Source organism: Candidatus Binataceae bacterium (assembly GCA_036495685.1).
Classification (GTDB): domain Bacteria; phylum Desulfobacterota; class Binatia; order Binatales; family Binataceae; genus JAFAHS01.
Genome location: DASXMJ010000063.1, coordinates 1 through 20111, shown reverse-complemented (window position 1 = coordinate 20111; position 20111 = coordinate 1). Strand labels below are relative to the sequence as shown.

The window sequence follows — 20111 nt, the reverse complement described above, 5'->3', positions numbered from 1 at the left end:
GTAGCCAGAGCTGGTCACATTTCCCAATCGCGTGTGGACACTCTGAGCCGCCACTCGGCCTAGCATGCGACTCGTCTGCCCGGTTTATTTTGCCGCAGCGCCGCCGATTTGTTTGACAACCGCAGTTGAGCCAGGCGCGCGCTCGCTATTCATTGGCTCGAATCGCCCACCCATGTTGTCAGCGAGAAAGCACTCGGCGCGCGTCTGGAAGTCGATTTTATTCTCGGGCCTTGCGAAGCCGTGACCTTACTCCGTATAGACCACGTACTGGTGTGCCGGCGCCCTCGGACCTAGGCTGCGAGCAGCCAACTTGCGATGCGAAGCCCTACGACCAACGCCGGAATGTTAGTGTTTGCGCGTGGCACCACGGGCATGATCGAGGCGTCGCCAACGTAGCAATTGTCGAGGCCGTGAACGCGACCCCGCGCATCGACGACCGCGCCGCGGTCGTCCGCCGGGCCCATCGCGCAGGTACCGACAGGATGGAAATAGTGGGCGACGGTAGCGCGCGTGAACTCGGCGACCTGCTCTGCCGAGAGCACGCGCGGTCCGGGCCGCTTCTCCTTCCCGAGCAACGCCGCCAGGCGCGGGGCCGCGCCCAGCTCGCGGGCGAAGTGAATTCCGTCGACCAGCACTCGTTGGTCTTCTCCATCCGGGTCGCTCAGGTAGCCATGGTCGAGCAGCGGCGCCGCGGCCGGGTTGCCGCTCGTGAGCTTCAGCACGCCTCGTGAGCGCGGCGTCAGGCATGCCACCGCCAGCGCCCAGGTCCACGCCGTCCGCTGGTGCGCCGCTCCCCCGCCAACCGGATAGATGTGCAAATCAAACCCGCGGCTGCGTCGTGAGGATCGCGCTTTCGCTATGGTCTGTTCCTCGGGCATCCAGTGGCGGGTGGCGAATTCCACCATCGCAGCTTCGAGCTCCGGAGTGCCGCTATAGACAAGTCCGACCATAGGATGGTCGTGCAGGTTTCGCCCCACGCCCGGCAGATCGAGGACTGGGGCGACTCCGAGGGCGCGCACCTCCGCTTCGGGCCCCACTCCCGAACGAATCAGAATGGCGGGTGAGCCATAGGTGCCCGCGGCCAGGACCACGCGGCTAGTTTTGATGGTCGCTTCCTGACCATTCCGGATCACGCGGACCGCTTCTACCCGGTCGCCCCGAATCAGGAGGCGGTCAGTCAGTACGCCGCTGGCGATAGTCAAATGGTTGCGGTCACGGACCGGATCGAGATAGGCAAAGGCCGCGTTCCAGCGAATGCCATTGGCGACATTCGCCGGCGATGGTGCCATACCGCGGTTCTCGTCGAGATTGTTTAGATCGGCGACTAGTGGGATTCCGGCTCGCGGGGCAGCCTCGAGCCAGGCGAGCTGATAAGGCGTGATCTCGTCGCGCGGCGGAATCCTGACGCGCAACCGCTCGCTGCCCGTGCGGAAAAGCGCAAGCAGGTCCTCCGTCGACCAACCGGGGTTGCCCAATTCTGCCCAGTGATCATAGTCGAGGCGGCTTCCCCAAATCGCGGCGCATCCATTGTGCGATGAGCATCCGCCTATGACCCGCGCGCGATCGAATTTGATCACGCGCTGACCGTATTGGCTGCCGCTGGTATACCCCCAGTTGTGTGAAGTAGGGATGGCGCGCGCATCGGTCAGATCGGCAGGCCATCGCCCTGCATCAAAGGAGCCGTAGTCGGGACCGGCTTCGAGCAGCAGCAACGATTGGTCAGACCTCGCGGCCAACTCGCCGGCGATGGCGGCGCCCGCCGTGCCTCCGCCGATCACTACGGTGTCCGCGAAGCCGGGGAGCGAATCACTCATTCATTTTTGAAGGTCATCCCGGGGCCGCGGTCAGTTTCCGAAGTCCCAGCTTTCGCCGTTGTGATAGCGGGCAAGCACGTTCTTGGCGATCAGGATCTTGTGGACCTCGTCGGGGCCGTCTGCGATCCGCAGTGTCCTTGCTCCCTGGAACATGCCCGCGAGCGGGAGATCGCCCGAGACGCCGGCGGCGCCCCACACCTGGATGGCACGGTCCACCACCCGCTCATAAGCCGCAGGAACGAAGACCTTGATCGCCGAGATGTCGGTGCGCGGATCGCCGCCACCTTCCATCTTCTCGGCACAGTGAATGGTCATAAGGCGCGCCGACTGGATGTCGATATAGGAGTCGGCGATGAACCCCTGGATGAATTGCTTGGTCTCGAGCTTACCGCCGTGGACTTCACGCGTCGTGGCCCGCTCCACCATCAAGTTGAAGGCGCGCCACATCTGTCCAATCGAGTTCATGCAGTGGTAGATGCGGCCCGCTCCAAGCCGATCCTGCGCGGCCTGATGGCCCGAGCCCGTGCGGCCGAGTTGATTGCTTAGCGGTACCCGCACGTCGTCGTAGATGATCTCGCAATGGTCGCTCTGGCGGCCCCACACCTCCACGCCCCGTACGATTCGCAGGCCTGGCGTGTCCTTGGGCACTATGATCTGGGTCATGCGGCCGTTGTCGGCACCACTCCCCTCCGTGCGGCACATGACGATCAGAAAGTCGGCGCGAAATCCGTTTGAGGTGAACCACTTGTGCCCGTTGATTACCCACTGGTCTCCATCTTTACGCGCCGTAGTCTTGATTGAGCGTGGGTCCGAGCCCGCGGAGTCGGGCTCGGTCATCGAGAACCCCGACTCCATCTTGCCTTCGGTGAGGGGGACCAGCCATTTGCGCTTCTGCTCCTCGGTCCCGTACTTGAGCAGAATCTGCTGGTTTCCCGAGTTGGGCGCGACCACGCCGAACAGTGCCGCCGCCCCCATGCTGTAGGCCAGCACCTCGTTCATATACGCGTGCTCCAGGAAATTGAGACCCGAGCCACCATACTCGGGTGGCAGATGGGGCGCCCAGAGACCCGCGTGTTTTACTTTCTCCTTGATTGACTCGCGCAGCCCCCGCGCCTCGCGGCGCTCCTGATCGGTGGAGCCATCGCGGTAGCTGGCCCAGAGCTTGCGTTCGTTGGGCAGGATCTCGCGGTTGACGATCTGCGCGGTAAGCGCGCGGATCTCGTTGATGCGGGGATCGAGCGTCGGGATTGGCTTTACGTTCATCTCCATGATGGGTTCCTCTGTAAAGTCAAACGTAGCGCAGCGCGCCGAACTCTTGCCATAGGCATCATAAGACACCGATGCTGGCTAACCGGAGCCTGATTCGCTACGTTCGTGGCGCACCCACCTCGTGGGGGAGGAGAGCGTCGTGCAGGTAAGCAAAGACTCCATCGATTTGGGAATTATCGTAACGGACGAAAAGGCGGCGGTTGGCTTCTACCGCGACGCGCTCGGCCTGGAGTGGGAGGGCGAGCTGCCTCTGCCGGGGGGCCGGATGTATCGCCTCAAGTGCGGAACCACTGTTATCAAGCTGTTGAAGCTTGAGCGGACTCCTACGGCCAAGCCTGCGCCCGGCGGTCCGATGGGCGGACTCGGCTACCGTTACTTCACGATCTCGGTGCCCGACATCCGAGGACTGGTGGCGCAACTCGAGGCCAAGGGCATCCGGCCGACAGTGCCCGTCACCGAGTTCCGTCCGGGCGTTACGATCGCGATGGTAACTGACCCGGACGGCAACACGATCGAGTTCCTCCAGAATACGTGATCGAATTGGGGAGCCGGAGTGGTGGGCCGGAGGCCCGGAGTTTGCGGTCGCCTTTCGGCACGCCACTCAGCTCACCGCGAATTTCTCTCCCACCATCTCCTCGCTCTTGGTCCAGAGTGCTTCCGCGCGGGCAGGATCGATCGCGTAGGACTTAACTCCGATGCGGGGTGCTTCCTTGTCATTGACTTCGGCCACGTGGCAGTCCTCGCAGTACCGACCCCCGACCGCTTCCGCTGGCGCGACACAGCCGCTCCATACCGTGGTCGCCGCACCCTGGGGTACGGTTTTGAACCGCACCGCCGGGGCTTGGCCGCCCGGGTTGCCCGCTCTCCAACGCGCCTGCATTTGTTCGATAAGCTCCGGGGTCAGATGCCGTCCGAGCTCGGTCTGGATGCCACCCGGATGCAGCGCAGTCGCGCGGATGCCGCGAGCCTTAAGGCGATTGTCGAGCGCTACTGCGTACAGGATGTTCGCGGTCTTCGAACGTCCGTAGCCGGTGAAGGGCTGGTACTCGGTGCGCTCGAAATTGGGATCTTCCAGATCGACATCGCAGATGCGGTGACCTGCGGACGATAGCGAGACGATGCGGCCCCCCGGGTTGAGCAGCGCCACGAGCTGGTTCACGAATACGAAGTGGCCGAGATGATTGGTACCAAATTGCGTCTCGAAACCGTCGGCGGTCTTGCCCCACGGACACGCCATCACGCCCGCATTGGCGACGATCAGGTCGAACCGTTTTCCCTGCGCCAGCACCTCGCTGGCCGCTTTGCGCACGCTCTTGAGCGAAGCCAGATCCATTTCGACCAGATCGATCGTCGCCCCCTGCGCCCCTTGCGGAACTACCGGCGCTAGGGCGCGCCTCGCCTTCGCCAGATCGCGCGCGGTGCCGACGACGCTGGCGCCGTGCGCGGTGAGCGAGCGAACGGTTTCCACGCCCAGACCCGCCGAGACGCCGGTCACCAGAATTCGTTTGCCGGAGAGATTAGCTCCCTCCAGCACTTCGTCCGTGGTCGACTCCGCACCGAATATCTTTGTCATCCTGCTTTGCTCCTGGTTGCTGCGACTCATGATGGGACTAACACAGCGTTTAAACCGAGCCAAACCGTGGCGGTGGGATGTAGTTCAACCGCTTTAAATGCGCGGAACGACTGTCTCCGCGCATTCAGACCAGGCTTCCCTCAATCGTGGCGGCGAGCTCAGCCAACCAAAGTTGTATCGAGGAGGGACGCGGCGCGTCCTTGCGTCGGCCCCTGTCGCGTTCTAGCCCGCCGGAAAGTAGGTGCAGTGGGGAACCGACTTCACCGGTGTCACCAGCGATCGTGCCCTCGCGGTATTAACCCAAACTCCTCATCTTGAGTGCGCGTTGATAAAGCAGAGGCACCTTGAACTCAGGCGAGTGCCTTGTACCTTTGAACTGGAAAAACCCAATATCGACCAACTGGTATGCGGTCTCGAGCGCTGTGTGCAGATTCAACCCCCAGATGGTGGCAAGAGTACCTGCCGTCTGAAGGCTTTTTTCATTTTCGAGTTGCTGCATACGCTCTCGAAGTTGCGGGTATTCCGCGCAAAGGGTCTGTTCGAAGCGGACTCGCGAAACCTCTGGCAACGCGGGCAGCAGGGAGGGAGATTCAAATAATGACTCTCCGTCGGGTGGTGCCTGCCCGATCTCCATCCTTCGGAGTTGAAGTCGTTGCGCAACCGAAAGAAGGTGTATTAACTCCCGAGGCGAATTGCGCCGGGAGCCGTCGCAGGTATTTTGCAGTATCCACTCGAACGACCGAGCCTGCTCTTTGGAGGGAACCCGACGCGGAAAGATGCGATAAAAGAGTTCCACCTGCCTCCCGCGATCTGCAAGCACGTCCTGAACCTCGACAGCATAGAACTCCCGCAACGCCTTGTTGTGAATCGCGCGGCGAATCACGAGATTCAGTAGCGACGCTTCGTCCCAGGAGATGGTCATTTGACTGCTGATGTGGCTTGCTTCGCGAAAGCCTCCCCGCAAGATGTTCATCCAGATGTCAGTACGAAGGAAAATTTTAAGCGCAATCGCGTTGAACCTTCTCAGGTCGAGGTAGACTCGGAAAAGAGCGCGAAGCGCGTTGCGCTCGAGATCTGCAGATTCTGCAAAAGCGACATCGAGCCGATCGAGAACCAGCCAGACCCTGAATCCAGCCTCTTCTAGCGCTAGGTTGGTCCATTCGAGTAGCTGTTCGACTGAAACGCACCCGAGGCTCTCCTCAATCCCGGTGGGTTCGACGAAGCGGATCCTGCCAGTCAGCGAAGGCGCGGAGTTCATCGGATCCACACCGAGTGTTGTTTCGAAAGCCACCGCGTCGCCCCGCATAATGCGCCGTACGTAACTAGATGCGCTGCGAAGGAGTGCGTGAAGCGAAACGTTTCTTGGGAGGAGCCGAGCTTCCTCAAGACAATCGATCACTTTCTGTAGATGCGCCGACGAGATCCCATAGTCCCTGAGAGTGTGGGCGAGCAGTACGAGGAAGAAGAGTTTCCACAGATTTCGAAACTCCGACTCGTCTGCCGGGGGATTGCTGACCAGGTCTCTGAACGCGACGGCGCCGCGCGGATTCTCGGCAGGGACCACTATTATTCCGCGGTCGAACAGCTCGGATGTCCTACTAAGCAGAAGCGCGTAGAGCGCGCTCTTCCCCGCTCCTTTGGGACCGTATACGACGTCAATGTCGCCGGCGAAGATCTTGTGCCATTGATCGGTCTCCACGAAGTAGGCACTGAGATCCTTTCCTTCCTCTTCAGCCGTGGGCTTGCCGAAGGTAATGGCTTGGAGGACTTCTCTCTTCTCGCTGGCGGTTGCCGATATCATTTTGTAGCTTCGCCTCCGGAAAATCGCTTTCTAAATCCGTTGCCCTTCAACGCCTCCGCCGCATTCTCGCTGTTGTTAATTTTCCCAGTTGCACCCGAATGTTCGGGGTTTTGAGGAGGTAGGGCGCTCAGATCGGGAGTTCTTAACATGTCGGCCCCTACCTAGTGGGCGGCCGGGTTGGCGTTGCGCGAATCCTTTGGGTTAACGTCGCCGAACTCTTGACCGGAATGACCTTCGCAACGCCGTTCCAGCCGGGTCTCTACGGGTCTCCACCCCGAGCTGGCGGCATGTGTCCATCTCGTGGTCGTGGAATGTCGTGAACCCGCCCCCAACGGGGTGGTTAAGTTTAACGTTAAGCACCGCAATTACAAGTCTGCTATTGCGTGCTATGCGCTGTCACCCTTTGCTTCTCTATTTTATCTCAAGAGGCGAGCACTTCGTTCTCCGGCAGGTTCTCTTAACTAACACCCTCGAGCCGAACCTTCGAGGGTTTGGCGTCGAACGCGCGGGGTCTGTTCCGACGTGGTTCCTTCCCCCTCGATTTGATCAGCTAGACGGCTGGCTCTCGATAATCGACAAAGGACCAGTTGTGGGAATTACTCGCTCCAGGGAGAAGCCCCCTTCATGCAGGAGTGTTTGGTAGTCCGCTGCGGTCCGCTCGCGACCGCCGGGCGCAACGACGAGCATCTGCAGGTCCATAAACTTTCCTGGATCGGGTTCGTTCGGCGGATTTAGAACCCGCTCGATCAGCAGTAGTTTTGCGTTGAGATTCATCATCTGACGACAATTTCTTATGATCTTGAGTGCGTCGGCGTCGTTGAAGCCATGAATAATGTATTTCATCAGGTAGCCATGGGCGCCCGATGGCACTCTTTTGAAAAGATCCACACCGATTATCTCGCAGCGCTCGGCCATTGGCTGGAGCGCAAGAGTGTAGCGCCTGCGACCACGTGCGGGAGGTCGGCCAGGATACCGCGCACCTTGGGATGTTTGGACAGTATTCCATAGAGAAGGGCGCCATGGCCTCCGCCCAAGTCCGCGATGCACTTGAACTGCGAAAAGTCGTAGGCCGCGAGAATTTGAGGAAGCTCGACCGATGAAATCGAGGTCATCGCGGCATTGCGAATCGCGAGCTCGTCGGGATGAGCGGCGAGATACTCAAGAACTGATGCGCCGTGCACGCGATCGAATCCGGGCTTGCCGGTGAGGACCGCGTGGTGAAGATCGCCCCATGGGCGCCACATGTATTCAGAGCTCACCATGATTGCCAGGCCGCTGAACGATTGCGGGGCGTCGCTTCGGAGCGATTCACTCATCGGAGTGTGCTGGAATCTCCCAGCGCCGTCTTCGATGAAGATACCGAGGCTCGCGAGAAACCGGAGCAAACGACTCAGCGAGGGTGCATCGGCGCTGGTCAGGCCGGCTAATTCCTCAGCGGTCATCGCGGAATCGGCGATTAAATCCGGTATTCGTAGCTTCGCGGCGACTCCAATCGCGGGGACTGCCATATAGCCGAAAATGAGCTGGTACATGCGCGCCTCGACGGAAGGCGCAGACCGATCCTGGTCCTCCATGATGACCCCCTTGAATCTTTCCAGCCTTGTGCTTACAGCAACTTTGCTCGTAAGCACAAAGGCGGGTGTTCGCGGCGAACCGACCGACTTGCCGAGGATGACAAATGAGCGAGCAGGACAATCTTCATATCGTCCAACGCATCTACCAAGCGATCGTCGAAGGCGACATCTCGACCCGCCTGCGCTTGGTCACTGATGATTTCGATTTGACTTTTTTCGGCTCCGAAAAGATTCCCTGGGCAGGGAGATGGCGCGGAAAAGATGGGGCCGGTCGATTCCTCGGCACGATCGCCGACGCACTCGAGTTTCAAGTTTTCTCACCGGATGAATTCATCGCGGCCGGAAATAACGTAATCGTTCTCGGCCACGAAAGGTGCCGCGTCCGAGCGACCGGTAAAGTAGTCAATACCTCCTGGGCTCATGTCTGGACGGTGCGAGCTGGATTGATATGTAGGCATCTTGAATATTCCGACACGGCCGCATGGGAGGCTGGATTTGATGCGTCGGACGTTTGAGACTCAACTTCCGAAGTAATTAGCACCGCTCAACCTGCGACCTATGCTCCGAGTTCCATAGACATTCAGGCGGTCAGTGGAGTCAGGAGCAACCACCGAATCGCCGCACGCGGGGTGCAGGTCGGGCCAGAGCTGCTACCTCCCTTTCAGGACGCCGGCGATTCAATACGGCAGTCGCTCGGACCCGTGAAATGCCGGGCGTCATGTAGACAAAGGAGACCGCGACTAAAGGCCGATGATTCCAAAGGGCTTGGTCAAAACAGTAGGCCATAGTTGGGTTCCAGGCCTAACAGCACACGGCCCATAACTTCCCAAGTCTTGAGCGACACGACCGTATGTTGGTTGACGGTCTGGATGTCCCGCAGGCGCCGGTCGAATGCGCTTCCGGTATAAACCGATGATCCTCCGTTGGCCTTGTAGAGAAGTTCCACCGCCTGCGTGCATGCGGTGCTGGCGTGTGCCATCGCGAGTCGGCCGCGAGCGCGCTGCTGGTGGGAAGGGAGTTTGCCGGTAACCAGCGTACTCCACATGTCGCCAACCGTCTCGAAGACAAATGCACGCGCGGAACTGACCATCGCTTCGGCGTGCGCGACTGTGTACTGCGCCCAAGTCTCGTCGCGCAGCGTCGCTTTGCCGGCCGACGGTGACTTAAACGTCATCGCCTTGTTGTGAGCTAAGGCGACAAAATCCTCGATCGCACCGCGAGCAATTCCCAGGCAGACCGCGGAGAATTTGTAGAACAGCAAGTTGGGGAGCTGATACAACGGACCTTTCCGATACCTGGTGGGGGACGCCAGGTTGTAGGTCCGTGCTTCGGGGATGAAGCGATTTTTGACCGCCCAATCGTGACTTCCGCTTCCCCGCAGCCCGTTGGTCCTCCAGGTATCGATGATTTCGCATTCTTCAGCTGGCAAGAAACCGAACCGGGTTTCGGGCAAGCCGTCGCGATCGAGGCATTGCGAATCGCCATCAAAAACCGCGAAGTGGCCGACGAACCAGGTTGCGTGCTGACAGCCGCTTGCGAACGGCCAACGACCGTTGACCACGAAGCCGTCCCTGGTTTTCACGGCCTTCCCGGGAGGCGCGAATGTGATTGCTGTGACCATATCAACGTCAGGATACATTTCGCGCGCTACGGCCTGATCGATGAATGCGGTAGTGTATCCGGCGTCGGTACCGATCATCGCACACCAACCTACCGACCCATCTGCTTTCGACAATGCTTCAATCACTTCCAGCTGTGATGGTAAATCCAGCTCAGATCCGCCCCACGCTCGTGGCATCGACATTCGAAACACGCCCGCGCGCTGCATGTCGTGCACGATGTGCAGCGGGAGGCGTCGTCCCAGCTCGATCTCGTTGGCCGCGGCCCGGATCTTCGGATCGAGTTCGCGCACCGCCGCGAGGGTTCGGATCGCGCTTGCATCCGTGTCAGTCGCCGTCCTCACGGCCAGCGAATTCATTCTATCTGCGATTTTCATTTTCAACATTGGATGTCTCCGTTTTGTCGTCGGTCTAGATATGAGGCGTGAAAACCTGGCTGCACAAACCGTGGACCGGTCCCCGCATCTCTGAGTGATCCGCAGGCGTTGCGATAACCGAAAGGCCATTGTTCGTGCATTCCGGAATGAAGCGAGCGATCAGAGGCGCTAAGTCGTGGGCCGAGAGTCCAAATGCAGCACCCATAGGCTCGCGGGAGAAGCACTCGCTCAAGAGGTGGATAATCGCATCGCCGAACTTTTCGTTTGCGATCGCGTATCTGAAGCCACGCTCTTGGTGGAAAAAAGTGGAAACCTTATGACTCATCGTCTTCACTGATAAACCCAGTTTCGTTACTGGAGTCTCCTTCTGGAGATTGCAGTATCTCTTCAATCGACCAGCAGGCGTCACGCACCGCTCTAGCCTGATTTGTGGTCGCACCGATGATTCCGCTCTTCTCACGCCGACGGGTTAGAAACCAAAACCACGCATTCCCACGGTTCCAGACGACGAATTCAACGCCGCGGTGGCGTTTGCGTGTCGTCGAAGCGACATTCACGGTCCTCATCTCGTTGTCGATCGTCTGATTAGGCAAAAGACGTTACCTGTCACCCGCCTGACCGCGGATCTCTCTTTCGGCAAGTTGCGTCGAACTTTCTGACTATCTAGCCGATGCACAACTCGGGGTTTTGGCCCTGTCGCGAACCGACGCTCCTTGATCATCTCGTTTGCGGTACTCATTTCCAGCGCCGCGCGTGGCACTGTGAATCGCTCCTGCATCGTCGCGTCATCTTTGGTGAGATTGCGGACGAAACAGCAGTACTCGAGAGACAGACCGTTGGGGTCCTTGAAATAGATCGACCTGGCGAAGCCGTGATCGACAACGTCGGTGACCTCAACTCCTTTGGCGCGAAGCTCATCGCGTTTGTCCGTCAAAGCTGCCTCTGAGCCGGCCTCGAAAGCAAAATGATAGAAAGCGGCTGGCACACCCAGTCCGCGGTTGATCCCGGCGTCGTATTCTGCCGGCACGCCGGGAACGCGCTGCGGCTCCAAAAAGGCAATCAGCTGGTCGCGCCCTATGTCGAAGAAGATGTGCCGCAGGCGTCCGCCTTCTTTGATCTTTATCGTGTCGGCGATTACTGGTTTAAATCCCAGCACCTGCTCATAAAACTCGCGGGTCTTGTCGAGGTCGAGGGTGGAGAGGCCGATGTGGGAAAATCCCTTGTGACTCATGGTTACAACTCCTTACGCAAATCGGTCAGACGCGATCTCTTTGATCGCTTACTCTTCTAAAAGCATCGCCGCTTGAGGATCGCGCGGCGGGCCAAGGGGAGGCGCCGGCGGTTTCGCGGGAAGGACGCAGCAGGCCATTGAGCGGTATGCTGGGATCGATGATTGCGCGCGCTCTCTCCGCCCCAACGACCGGCAAGCGGGCAGGTGAGAGCACACCGAGCTGCACCAGCACCGAGGCCTGATCCCAATACAGGTGCTCGTGCGCCATCTTGTCACCATCGAACTGGATGACAATGAGCAATGGTATCTCGACTCGCTTGCCGGTGGGTGGAACGCCGGGGACCATCCAATCCATCCGAACGTCGTGAGTGAACCGGAAGATGATCTCTTCCACCACCCTCCCCTGGCCTACGGTTCGCGACACCGGGACTATTTCCGTGTCGCTCGGGATCTGCGACATGAAGCGCCCGTAGAACTCGGACACTTCTTCTTTTCCGCTGGCGCCGAGCATCACGGGCGCCAGATGGAGGCACGGATTTGCCACCATCGTGGCGAGGGTCTCTTTTACGCTGCGCGCTTGGAACTCGGCGCGGAGGTGTTCGTCCCAGACGCCGGCCAGCTCTTGTTCATCGGTGGTTAGCGCTGCCCGCTGTGACACGGTCGTTCCTCCTGATGAGTGGATTGTTTCGAACAGGTCTGCCTATCTCTGGTCGCGCGTTCTTCAGCGAAGGCAGCGACCGCCTCGAAGAGCGGCGACGGATTGAGCGTCGCAAGTATCGTTTTCCAAGTGAGAGTCTTCATTTTGGTCAACCTCCTAGGCTGAGTGCCGCACGATGAGCCGGCGATCGGTAAGGCGTGAAGAAAGCAGTGCACAAAACGTCGCCGGCCCGGAAAAGGACTGCACAGGTACCGCACGGAGGTATTCCGGGTCATTTGAAGCATGCTGCGGGTTGGATATTGCGATTCGAGTTGAAAAAGTTGGTTGGGTCGTACTTGCTCTTCAGTTCGGCAAGACGGTCGTAATTCGCACCGTAGGCGGTCCTGACCCCCGCATCACCCGCTGCATTAGTCAAATAGTTCAAATACATCGCACCAGCGGCGAAGGGTTTCAGCGCGCAATCGAGGCGCTGTACCCATTCAGCGGAAACGTCCGCCTGCTTCGGATCGCGCCAGGCCGACAAGATTCGCGAGCTGTAACCCGGCCGTCTGAGTGCAAATGCGGACTGCGCTGGCGCGGGAAGGCATACCGCACCGTGCAGGTAGTGCTCGATGCTGAGCCAAACGCACGGGGGAGGTTCCGCAATAAACGCCGCGATGGTCTCTATGAGGTCGGGTGCGAGCCGCTCGATGAACCCGCTTTCCATGCGAATCGATCCTCCCGACGACACGAATTCGGTCAAAGGCAGAAGATTGCTCAGAGTCTGCATTTCAAAGTAGGACATCGGCCGGATGCTGTCGGCGATGTTTCTGCAGAATGAGCGCAAAGGCCTGATCGCCTCCTCGCCTTTTTGCAGATCTCCGCAGTAGCTCACCGAAAGGTTGACTATCGGCCGATTGATGCGAGGTGCGAGCGTCATCAGATCGGGGTTACCCACGTCGATGACGAGGTCCAATTCGTCCGGAACACTCATCATGTAGTCATCGAGAAAAGTAAGGACCTCGCGGAAGTCCGCGATCGGGTAGGTCAATGAACCGGCCAGACAATGTCCGACGCGATGCAGGCGATATTCAAGCGACGTGACAATGCCAAAATTCGCCCCAGCTCCTCGGATGGCCCAGAAGAGATCCTCGTTTTCCTCCGTGCTCACGCGGAACGCCCCGCAGTCGGCATCTACAAGTTCAGCAGAGAGAAGATTGTCGCTTCCGGAGCCGTGTTTACCCATCAATCGGCCGAGTCCGCCGCCCAAGGTGTACCCGGCAATCCCAACCGAAGCGCACTCGCCCAACACCGTCGCCAGGCCCAAAGGTTCGGTCGCCCGATCGAATTCGCCCACGGTAAGTCCCGCGTCAGCGCGAGCCGTGCCTGACCCGGCGTCGACTGCCACATTCTTCATGCCTGAAACGTCGATGACCAATCCGCCCTCGCAGAAGGAGTCTCCGCACGCGCTGTGACCGCCGGCACGAACGGCGATAGCGAGATCATTGGCGCGCGCGAACTCGACGCAGCGGACTACGTCAGCAGGGGCGATGCACCGGACAATCATTGCGGGATGTCGGGGGTCAATCATCCCGTTCCAGGTTCGACGGGCTCGCTCATAGCGCTCCTCACCGGGGAGCACGACTTCGCCGAGCACACGCGCTTTGAATTTTCTCAGCGCAGGCGCTTCGATCGCTCTACCGATGGTCGAAATGATTTTTGGCTGAGACATTATGCCTCCCTCGACCGCAACGGCTCTTGTGACTCTTCATAACGGGTGACCGGCTGGTTGCCAGACCGGCTCCAAACTGCCTAGCAAGGCCCAAACACCGCAAAGCGGTCGGACAACCCTCAATGCGGACTTTCTCCATCAGTTGCCGATTAGGCGTGAAAAAACAGCTGCACAAACTGTGGCCGGTCCAGGAAATGAGCGCACGAGCAGTGCACTTTGCAAGGGTTGCTCGGGGCGTGCCTGCTGGTAGGATTTTTGCGGGCGCGTTCTGATCCAAATCCCCCGAAAAACGGATCGACAAAAACTATGGCAGACAACACGCCAAGCGCCGAGCCCTTCTTGTCCCCTGGCGCCTCACAAACAGGCACTGCTCAAAAGGGAGTCTTCCGCAAAGCCGCCGGATATTGGACGGTCGGCTACGGAGAAAGCGCGTCGCGTTTAAAGGACACGCGCGGACTATGGTATCTCGCGTATCTGCTGCGTCATCCGCATACTGAATTCCACGCTCTCGATCTGTTTGGAGGCATCGCTGGTCAGCGCGAGGAGGAGGAAAGCAGCCAGGCCATCCAGAGCTTGCCTGAGCGTCCTGACGATCTGGAGAAGGCGGGGATTCATATTTCCGGCCCAAGTGACGCGGGCGAGATGCTTGACGAACAGGCGAAGGCCGCCTACCGGAGCCGGGTCTCCGAGCTCCACGAGGAGTTGGAGGAAGCGAAGCGGCTTGGAAAAGTCGACCGCGCGGAGCAGGTGGAGGAGGAAATCGATGCGCTGACCAGAGAGCTGTCGCGAGCCGTGGGGCTAGCTGGACGCAATCGCCGGGCGGCTTCAGCTTCAGAGCGAGCGCGACAGAGTGTCACCAAGTCGATCAAGTCAACGCTTGAAAGAATCGCACAGATTGAAGCGACCGTTGGCGATCACTTGATGCGATGCATCAAGACCGGCAACTTCTGCGCCTACCGGCCAGACCCAGGCTCTTCTTTCGCCTGGGAGTTCGCTGAGACTCTCGCCGAGTCGACGGAAACACCCACTCCGAAGAGCGATCCGCTGGCCGTGCAGACCGTAGCGGAGCCCGAGGCGCCGGTCGTGCTGGATACCTCTCCGTTTCCACTCGCCGAACGGACCGGGTTTGTGGGACGCGACGCCGAGCGCGCCGCAATTCGGGCGATAGTCGATGGGGCGCTGAGCGGTCGCGGGTCGGTGGTCATGCTCGCGGGCGGGCCGGGGGTGGGCAAAAGCCGCCTGGCGTTGGAGATGATGGACTACGCCTCGCGAGTCGGCTTCCGTTGCAACGTGGGTCACTGCTATGAAAGGGACGAACCTTTCCCGTATCTTCCATTCGTCGAGATCATTGAAAGTGAACTCGCGCAGGCGGCAAGCCTTGATGATTTCCGCCGGCGGATGGGGGACAACGCGGCGGAGCTGGCTCAGCTCGCGCCCCGCCTCCGCCGATTCTTTCCGGATATTCCCCAGCCCCAGGACCTTCTTCCGTCACAGAAACGCCGCTACATCTTCCAGAGCATCTCAGAGGTGCTCATGCGCGGCGCTCGAACCCGTTCGTACCTGTCCGTACTTGAAGACCTGCATTGGGCAGATGAGTCCACGCTGGCGCTCTTGATTCACCTCGCAAGCCGAGTCACTCAACTGCCAGTTGTGCTCATCGGGACCTATCGCGACCTGTACCTCGACAGCAGCCCGGCGCTGGTGCGAACCCTGGAAGAACTCATTCGCATGGGTATTCGTCCGATCAAGCTCGAAGGTCTCTCGAAAGACGCCGTTGCGCAGATGTTGAATGGATTGAGCAAGCGCGAGGCACCGCAGAGCCTGGTAAGCCTCTTTTTTGATGAAACCCAGGGCAATCCGTTCTTCGTCGAGGAGCTATACAGGCATATGCTCGAGGAGAACAAAGTCCTGGATGTGGACGGCCAACTCCGCAGAGACATCACGGTTGACGAAATCGGCGTCCCCGAAAATGTCCGGCTGGTAATCGGCCGCCGCATCGAGCGGCTCGACGAGAACGAGAAACGGGTGTTGGCGACTGCGGCAGTGATCGGGCGAAGCTTCAGCTTTCAGCTCCTCGTGGAAATCAGTGGGATCGACATGGACGAGCTCTTCGCCGTCATCGAGAAGGCTCAGCAGATGGGAATCATCGTCGCCAGCGCCGAAGGACCGGAGCGCCCGTTGACCTTCGGCCACGAGCTGGTGCGCCAGACGTTGCTGGGCGGAATTTCGACGCCGCGTGAGCAGCAACTGCATTTGGGAGTAGCTGACGCGATCGAGCGGCTGCACCCGAGGGCGATGGGCGAGCACGCTGGAGATATCGCGGACCATCTTATTAAGGCTGGACCGCTCGCCAACGAGAGGCGACTGGTACACTACCTGACGCTGGCGGGAAAGGGTGCGATCGAGGCAGCGGCATTCGAGGCAGCACTGCGTAGTTTCCGTTCCGCTTTGTCGCATCTGAAGGATGAGGACGTAGAACAACGGGCAGACCTACTGATGGGGGTCGCGATCGCGGAGCGCGGGCTTGAGCAATGGGAAGCGGGGTACGCCCATCTAGGCGAGGCATTCGAGATTTATGTCTCGCTCGGCGATCGAAAGAAAATCGCAAAGTGCGGTGCCGAGCTGACAACTCTTTTCGTGTGGGGAGGTCGCTTCCGGGATGCGACCGAGATCGTTCATCGTGCCCTCGACTGCTTTGGGGCAGAGGTCAGTGCAGAACGGGCGCGCCTGCTTTCGGTGCTGGGCAGCATTGAGGGCGCAAGTGCAAACTGGGAGGCGAGCGCCACGGCACACGAAGAAGCACTGAGCATCGCGTCGGAACTCTCCAATCCAACGCTAGTCGCGAGGGTGTTTGGTGAGCGGTCGATAGTGAACTACGAATTTCTTCGGCTGCGCCAGGCGGCAGACGATGCCGCGCACTCATGCGGGTCCGAAACGACTCTTTGGGTGCGCGCCATTGAGTTGCAAGTTCTGTATCAGACATTGCTGCTGCTCGGGCGCATGGAAGGGGCGGCGAAGGTCCGCGACCAGGCAGAAGCCCTGGCCACCCGGATTGGCCAATCCTACTCGATCGCGCGCATCCTCATTGCGAAAGCGTGGGTGGAATTTGGCGCGAGCGCGGACCTCTCCAAATTCGCATCCACTCTAGAGGAGGTATTTAACTCCGAGCCAAGGGTTCCTTCCATGTTCTGGGACGTTTTCGCGAATGCCCAGCTAAGTTTTGTGAACTTTTTCCGTGGAGATTGGTCGAAGGCCCTGTCGCACGCGCAAGCGTCATACACAGCCCGCGAAGATACCTTTATTCGAGGATTCGCCGCGGGAACTTTTTTTCGGCAGATGGCGTACGCCGGCGATCGTGACGGCGCCTTGGCAATTCTCGATCAAAAGCGCGATTGGCTTCCTCGTCGAGGTCAGCCAAACACCATGGGTTCGTGGTGGATGCTCGTGCTCGCCACCGAGGGTCTCGCTGTGCTCGGCGAGAAGCAGCATGCTGCGCGGCTGTATCCGCTGCTTTGCGAACTAGCCGATACTGGAGCGGTGGTGCTCTGGCCAATCTTTCGCTTCACGCAGACGGTCCTTGCCATAGCCGCGGCAGCGGCGGGGCGCTGGCAAACCGCGGAAACCCATTTTCAGACTGCGCTGAGACAAGCGGAGACCATACCGCATCTTCTTGAACAGGCGGAGATCCACCGTTTTCACGCCATGATGCTGACGGATCGCGGCGCGCCCGGTGATCGCGGAAGGGCCCACACGCTGCTCGAGCAGGCTCTGGAGAGCTATCGGCGCATCGGAATGCCGCGGCATATCGACCTCGTCCAGGCACTCCTCAAGTAAGCAACTTTCGAACTGCTTCAACCAGTTGCCCTAGGCGCCGGCTGGGTGTACCGCTGCCGACCTCGGCGTTCTCATTGATAGCAGGCGGTCGACGTTTGGGAGGCGACGGCTGGAGACGAGGCCCTTGGTACCTGGACCACTCTCCGTCGACGGCTACGGCGACCGAGCTCCCACGTCAACTCATGGAAGGCTAACTTCTCCAGCGTGATTCGGTGAACCCCGAATAAACCAGCGTGCGCAGCTCGCGCCGAATCGTGTAGGTAGTCGAGGGCATGAGCTGAGTCATGAAGATCGTTGTCAATTCTTCGCGCGGATCGATCCAGAAATAAGTCGATGCAGCCCCGCCCCAGGAAAAATCCCCCAGGCTGCCGGGAATCAGGGTTCTGGGCGGATCGATCACCACCGCAAATCCCAGCCCGAAACCGATCCCGTCGAACATTGCTTCACTGAATAGCGAGCGCGAAAGCGCCGGCAGGTCCTTGCCGTCGGGCAGATGGTTGCTTGCCATCAGTTCAATCGTTTTGGGGCTCAATATCTGCACACCGTCCAGCGTGCCGCCGTTGAGCAGCATTCGCGCGAAGTGCAGGTAGTCGCCCGCGGTCGAGACCATCCCGCCGCCTCCCGAAAGCAGCCGCGGCCGATTGCGATAAACGCTCTTCTCTGGATCGTCGAACAGCATCATGCCGCCGCGTGGAGTAGCCGCGTAACAGGCAGCAAAGCGCTCTTCCTGTCCCGGCTGGATATGGAAGCCGGTGTCGCTCATGCCGAGTGGTTCGAAAATGCGCTTGCGCAGGAACTCATCGAACGGCTCCCCGGAGATCTTTCCGACCAGATAGCCGAGCACGTCGGTGGAGTGCGAGTAGTTCCAGGCGGTTCCTGGCGAAAATTCCAGCGGCACCTTCGCGAGCTGGGCGATCATGTCATCGAGCGTTCCCTCGCCGGTGCGCTCGCCAATCTTGAGCTTACGATACGCCGCGTCCACATTGGTGGACTGCTGAAAGCCGTACGTCAGCCCCGAAGTATGACGCAGCAGATCGACTATCAGCATGGGGCGCTGCGGCCGTTCGGTCCGAAAGGTCTCCATGAAGCCGCCCTGATAGACGCCGAGGTCTCGCCATTCGGGAATCAGCCGATGTACCGGATCGTCGAGTGCGACCAGCCCCTGCTCGACCAGCATCATGAACGCGACGCTCGTAATCGGCTTGCTCATCGAGTAGATGCGAAAAACTGTGTCGGGCCGCACGGGCTTCTTGCGCTCGACGTCGGCGAAACCGAGGGTGCTGAAGTGGGCGAGGTGGCCACGGCGAAAGATCATTATCAGCGCACCGGGAATCTTACCCGAGTCGATGTACCGGCTCTGGAAATGGTGGTCGAGTATCTGCAGGCGCTCGGAAGAGATATCCGCGGCTTTTGGATTGGTATTCATGTGGAACCCCGTTGTCTCACGAGGGTTTCTAGCATGAGGCGGTGCCGACAGAAACGCGCCGGCTATTCGGCGACGAAGTAGCGGCGAGGGAACCGCCACCAGCAGGATTCAATTTGATGAGGAGACAATACCGATAAGCTTCGTACCGAAAGGCGCTTGAGCTCTCAGAGATGCCGCTGGAAGTGTACTGAGATTGGATCCTAAAGAGAGGGCCGCGAGGTTGCTTGCTCAGCGAAAAAAGAGACCGGTCGTGTGGTTAGTCCATGCCGACGAGACTGCGGGGGCCGCTTATGCGAAAGAGCTTGCGGAGTTGGGATATCGAGCCGAGTGGCGGCGCTGGAGTAGTCCGGAAATCACCCGGGCCAAGGTGGATCCGCCGGCCGCCGTGTTGATCGATCTCTCGCGGACTCCTTCGGTCGGGCGTGATGTCGCGATCGCGATGAGATCGCATCGCGCTCTGCTGGCGGTGCCCTTTGTGCTGATTGACGGCGTACCCGGGGTCGTGGCGAACCTGAAGAAATTCCTTCCCGATGCGGTGATTTCTGATAGGCAACGAATCAAGAGCAGTCTCGCTGGTGTCCTGAAGAGGCAGCCGCTCGGGGCTCGATTGCTGTCGGTTTTCGCGGCCTATGAGAGCGCTCCACTCGCGAAAAAGCTCGGGATCAAAACCGGCAGCATCGTCGCCGTCCGCGATGCGCCACGCGGACTGCAGGCCAAGCTCGGCGCGTTGCCGGCCGGTGCCATACTGATAGCTCTGGGCAAAGCTCCGCGCGATCTGACGATGTGGTTTGTGCATTCCCACGCCGCTCTGGTCGGTGAGATGTCGGCGATGCAGCAACACGCCAGCTCGGGCGGGCTCTGGATCTTGTGGAACAAGAACGCATCCTCTGGCGGGAATATCCGACTGACGCAGCTGACCGTTCGAAAAGCCGGCCTCGACGCAGGCCTGGTCGACTTCAAGATAACCCGCGTCGACGACGATTGGGCGGGTCTACGGTTCACGGTCCGCAAACAATGACGATCGATCGCTTGAGATCCAGACTGCTCCGCCGCTCTCCCATTGTGCTGTGGTTTCCGTTCGGTGCCACGCGGAGTTCCACGCGGCGTTGGTTAACGTCGCGCTGCCGTTCGGTAGGCGCTCCCATGAGCTTAGCGAGTCCGGGTTTTTCGTCTCAGGATTGCGAGGCTCGCCGCATTACTTCGCGCATCCGTAAAATCATCGCC

The 20111-nt window shown here is 59.7% G+C and carries 15 protein-coding genes; 4 read left to right on the top strand and 11 right to left on the bottom strand.

Annotation, left to right across the window (positions count from 1 at the left end; genetic code table 11):
• Positions 1-290 precede the first annotated feature (290 nt).
• Entirely contained in the window at positions 291-1814 is a 1524-nt protein-coding gene (locus VGI36_07200) for a GMC family oxidoreductase N-terminal domain-containing protein (protein HEY2484918.1), read from the bottom strand.
• 30 nt (positions 1815-1844) lie between these two features.
• Positions 1845-3083 (bottom strand): acyl-CoA dehydrogenase family protein, encoded by a 1239-nt coding sequence (locus tag VGI36_07195; GenBank protein ID HEY2484917.1) that lies wholly within the window; start codon positions 3081-3083, stop codon positions 1845-1847.
• Between the two features lie 139 nt (positions 3084-3222).
• Between VGI36_07195 and VGI36_07190 the strand changes: the two genes are divergently transcribed.
• A complete protein-coding gene (locus VGI36_07190; GenBank protein ID HEY2484916.1) occupies positions 3223-3618 on the top strand; it encodes a VOC family protein in 396 nt (131 codons plus the stop codon).
• A gap of 66 nt (positions 3619-3684) precedes the next feature.
• Here the strand turns inward: VGI36_07190 and VGI36_07185 are convergent, their stop codons facing one another.
• From VGI36_07185 to VGI36_07170, 4 genes are all read right to left on the bottom strand, one after another.
• Entirely contained in the window at positions 3685-4656 is a 972-nt protein-coding gene (locus VGI36_07185; protein HEY2484915.1) for an SDR family NAD(P)-dependent oxidoreductase, read from the bottom strand.
• Between the two features lie 295 nt (positions 4657-4951).
• Positions 4952-6457 (bottom strand): hypothetical protein, encoded by a 1506-nt coding sequence (locus tag VGI36_07180; GenBank protein ID HEY2484914.1) that lies wholly within the window; start codon positions 6455-6457, stop codon positions 4952-4954.
• A 546-nt stretch (positions 6458-7003) separates the two neighbouring features.
• Positions 7004-7345 carry a methyltransferase gene (locus VGI36_07175; GenBank protein HEY2484913.1) on the bottom strand — a complete coding sequence of 114 codons (342 nt, stop codon included), beginning with the start codon at positions 7343-7345 and terminating at the stop codon, positions 7004-7006.
• 5 nt (positions 7346-7350) lie between these two features.
• Positions 7351-8031, bottom strand: a complete 681-nt coding sequence (locus VGI36_07170) for a methyltransferase (GenBank protein HEY2484912.1) — start codon at positions 8029-8031, stop codon at positions 7351-7353.
• Between the two features lie 104 nt (positions 8032-8135).
• Here VGI36_07170 and VGI36_07165 point away from each other — a divergent pair, with 104 nt between their 5' ends.
• Positions 8136-8546: a nuclear transport factor 2 family protein gene (locus tag VGI36_07165; GenBank protein HEY2484911.1), complete on the top strand. Its 411-nt coding sequence runs from the start codon at positions 8136-8138 to the stop codon at positions 8544-8546.
• A gap of 254 nt (positions 8547-8800) precedes the next feature.
• On the opposite strand, the gene VGI36_07160 is transcribed toward VGI36_07165, so the two are convergent.
• The 4 genes from VGI36_07160 to VGI36_07145 all read right to left on the bottom strand — a co-directional run bounded on the left by VGI36_07160 (position 8801) and on the right by VGI36_07145 (position 13627).
• Entirely contained in the window at positions 8801-10036 is a 1236-nt protein-coding gene (locus VGI36_07160) for an acyl-CoA dehydrogenase family protein (protein ID HEY2484910.1), read from the bottom strand.
• Between the two features lie 553 nt (positions 10037-10589).
• Positions 10590-11258, bottom strand: coding sequence for a VOC family protein (locus VGI36_07155; GenBank protein HEY2484909.1), 669 nt, complete (start codon positions 11256-11258; stop codon positions 10590-10592).
• A gap of 25 nt (positions 11259-11283) precedes the next feature.
• Complete coding sequence (locus VGI36_07150; protein ID HEY2484908.1) at positions 11284-11916, bottom strand: ester cyclase; 633 nt, start codon at positions 11914-11916, stop codon at positions 11284-11286.
• A 271-nt stretch (positions 11917-12187) separates the two neighbouring features.
• Complete coding sequence (locus VGI36_07145; protein HEY2484907.1) at positions 12188-13627, bottom strand: FAD-binding oxidoreductase; 1440 nt, start codon at positions 13625-13627, stop codon at positions 12188-12190.
• 306 nt (positions 13628-13933) lie between these two features.
• Here VGI36_07145 and VGI36_07140 point away from each other — a divergent pair, with 306 nt between their 5' ends.
• Positions 13934-17461, top strand: coding sequence for an AAA family ATPase (locus tag VGI36_07140; GenBank protein HEY2484906.1), 3528 nt, complete (start codon positions 13934-13936; stop codon positions 17459-17461).
• Positions 17462-17651: 190 nt separating this feature from the next.
• On the opposite strand, the gene VGI36_07135 is transcribed toward VGI36_07140, so the two are convergent.
• On the bottom strand, positions 17652-18887 hold the full coding sequence (locus VGI36_07135; GenBank protein HEY2484905.1) for a serine hydrolase domain-containing protein: 1236 nt from the start codon (positions 18885-18887) through the stop codon (positions 17652-17654).
• Between the two features lie 250 nt (positions 18888-19137).
• Here VGI36_07135 and VGI36_07130 point away from each other — a divergent pair, with 250 nt between their 5' ends.
• Positions 19138-19905: a hypothetical protein gene (locus VGI36_07130; protein ID HEY2484904.1), complete on the top strand. Its 768-nt coding sequence runs from the start codon at positions 19138-19140 to the stop codon at positions 19903-19905.
• Positions 19906-20111: the final 206 nt, after the last annotated feature.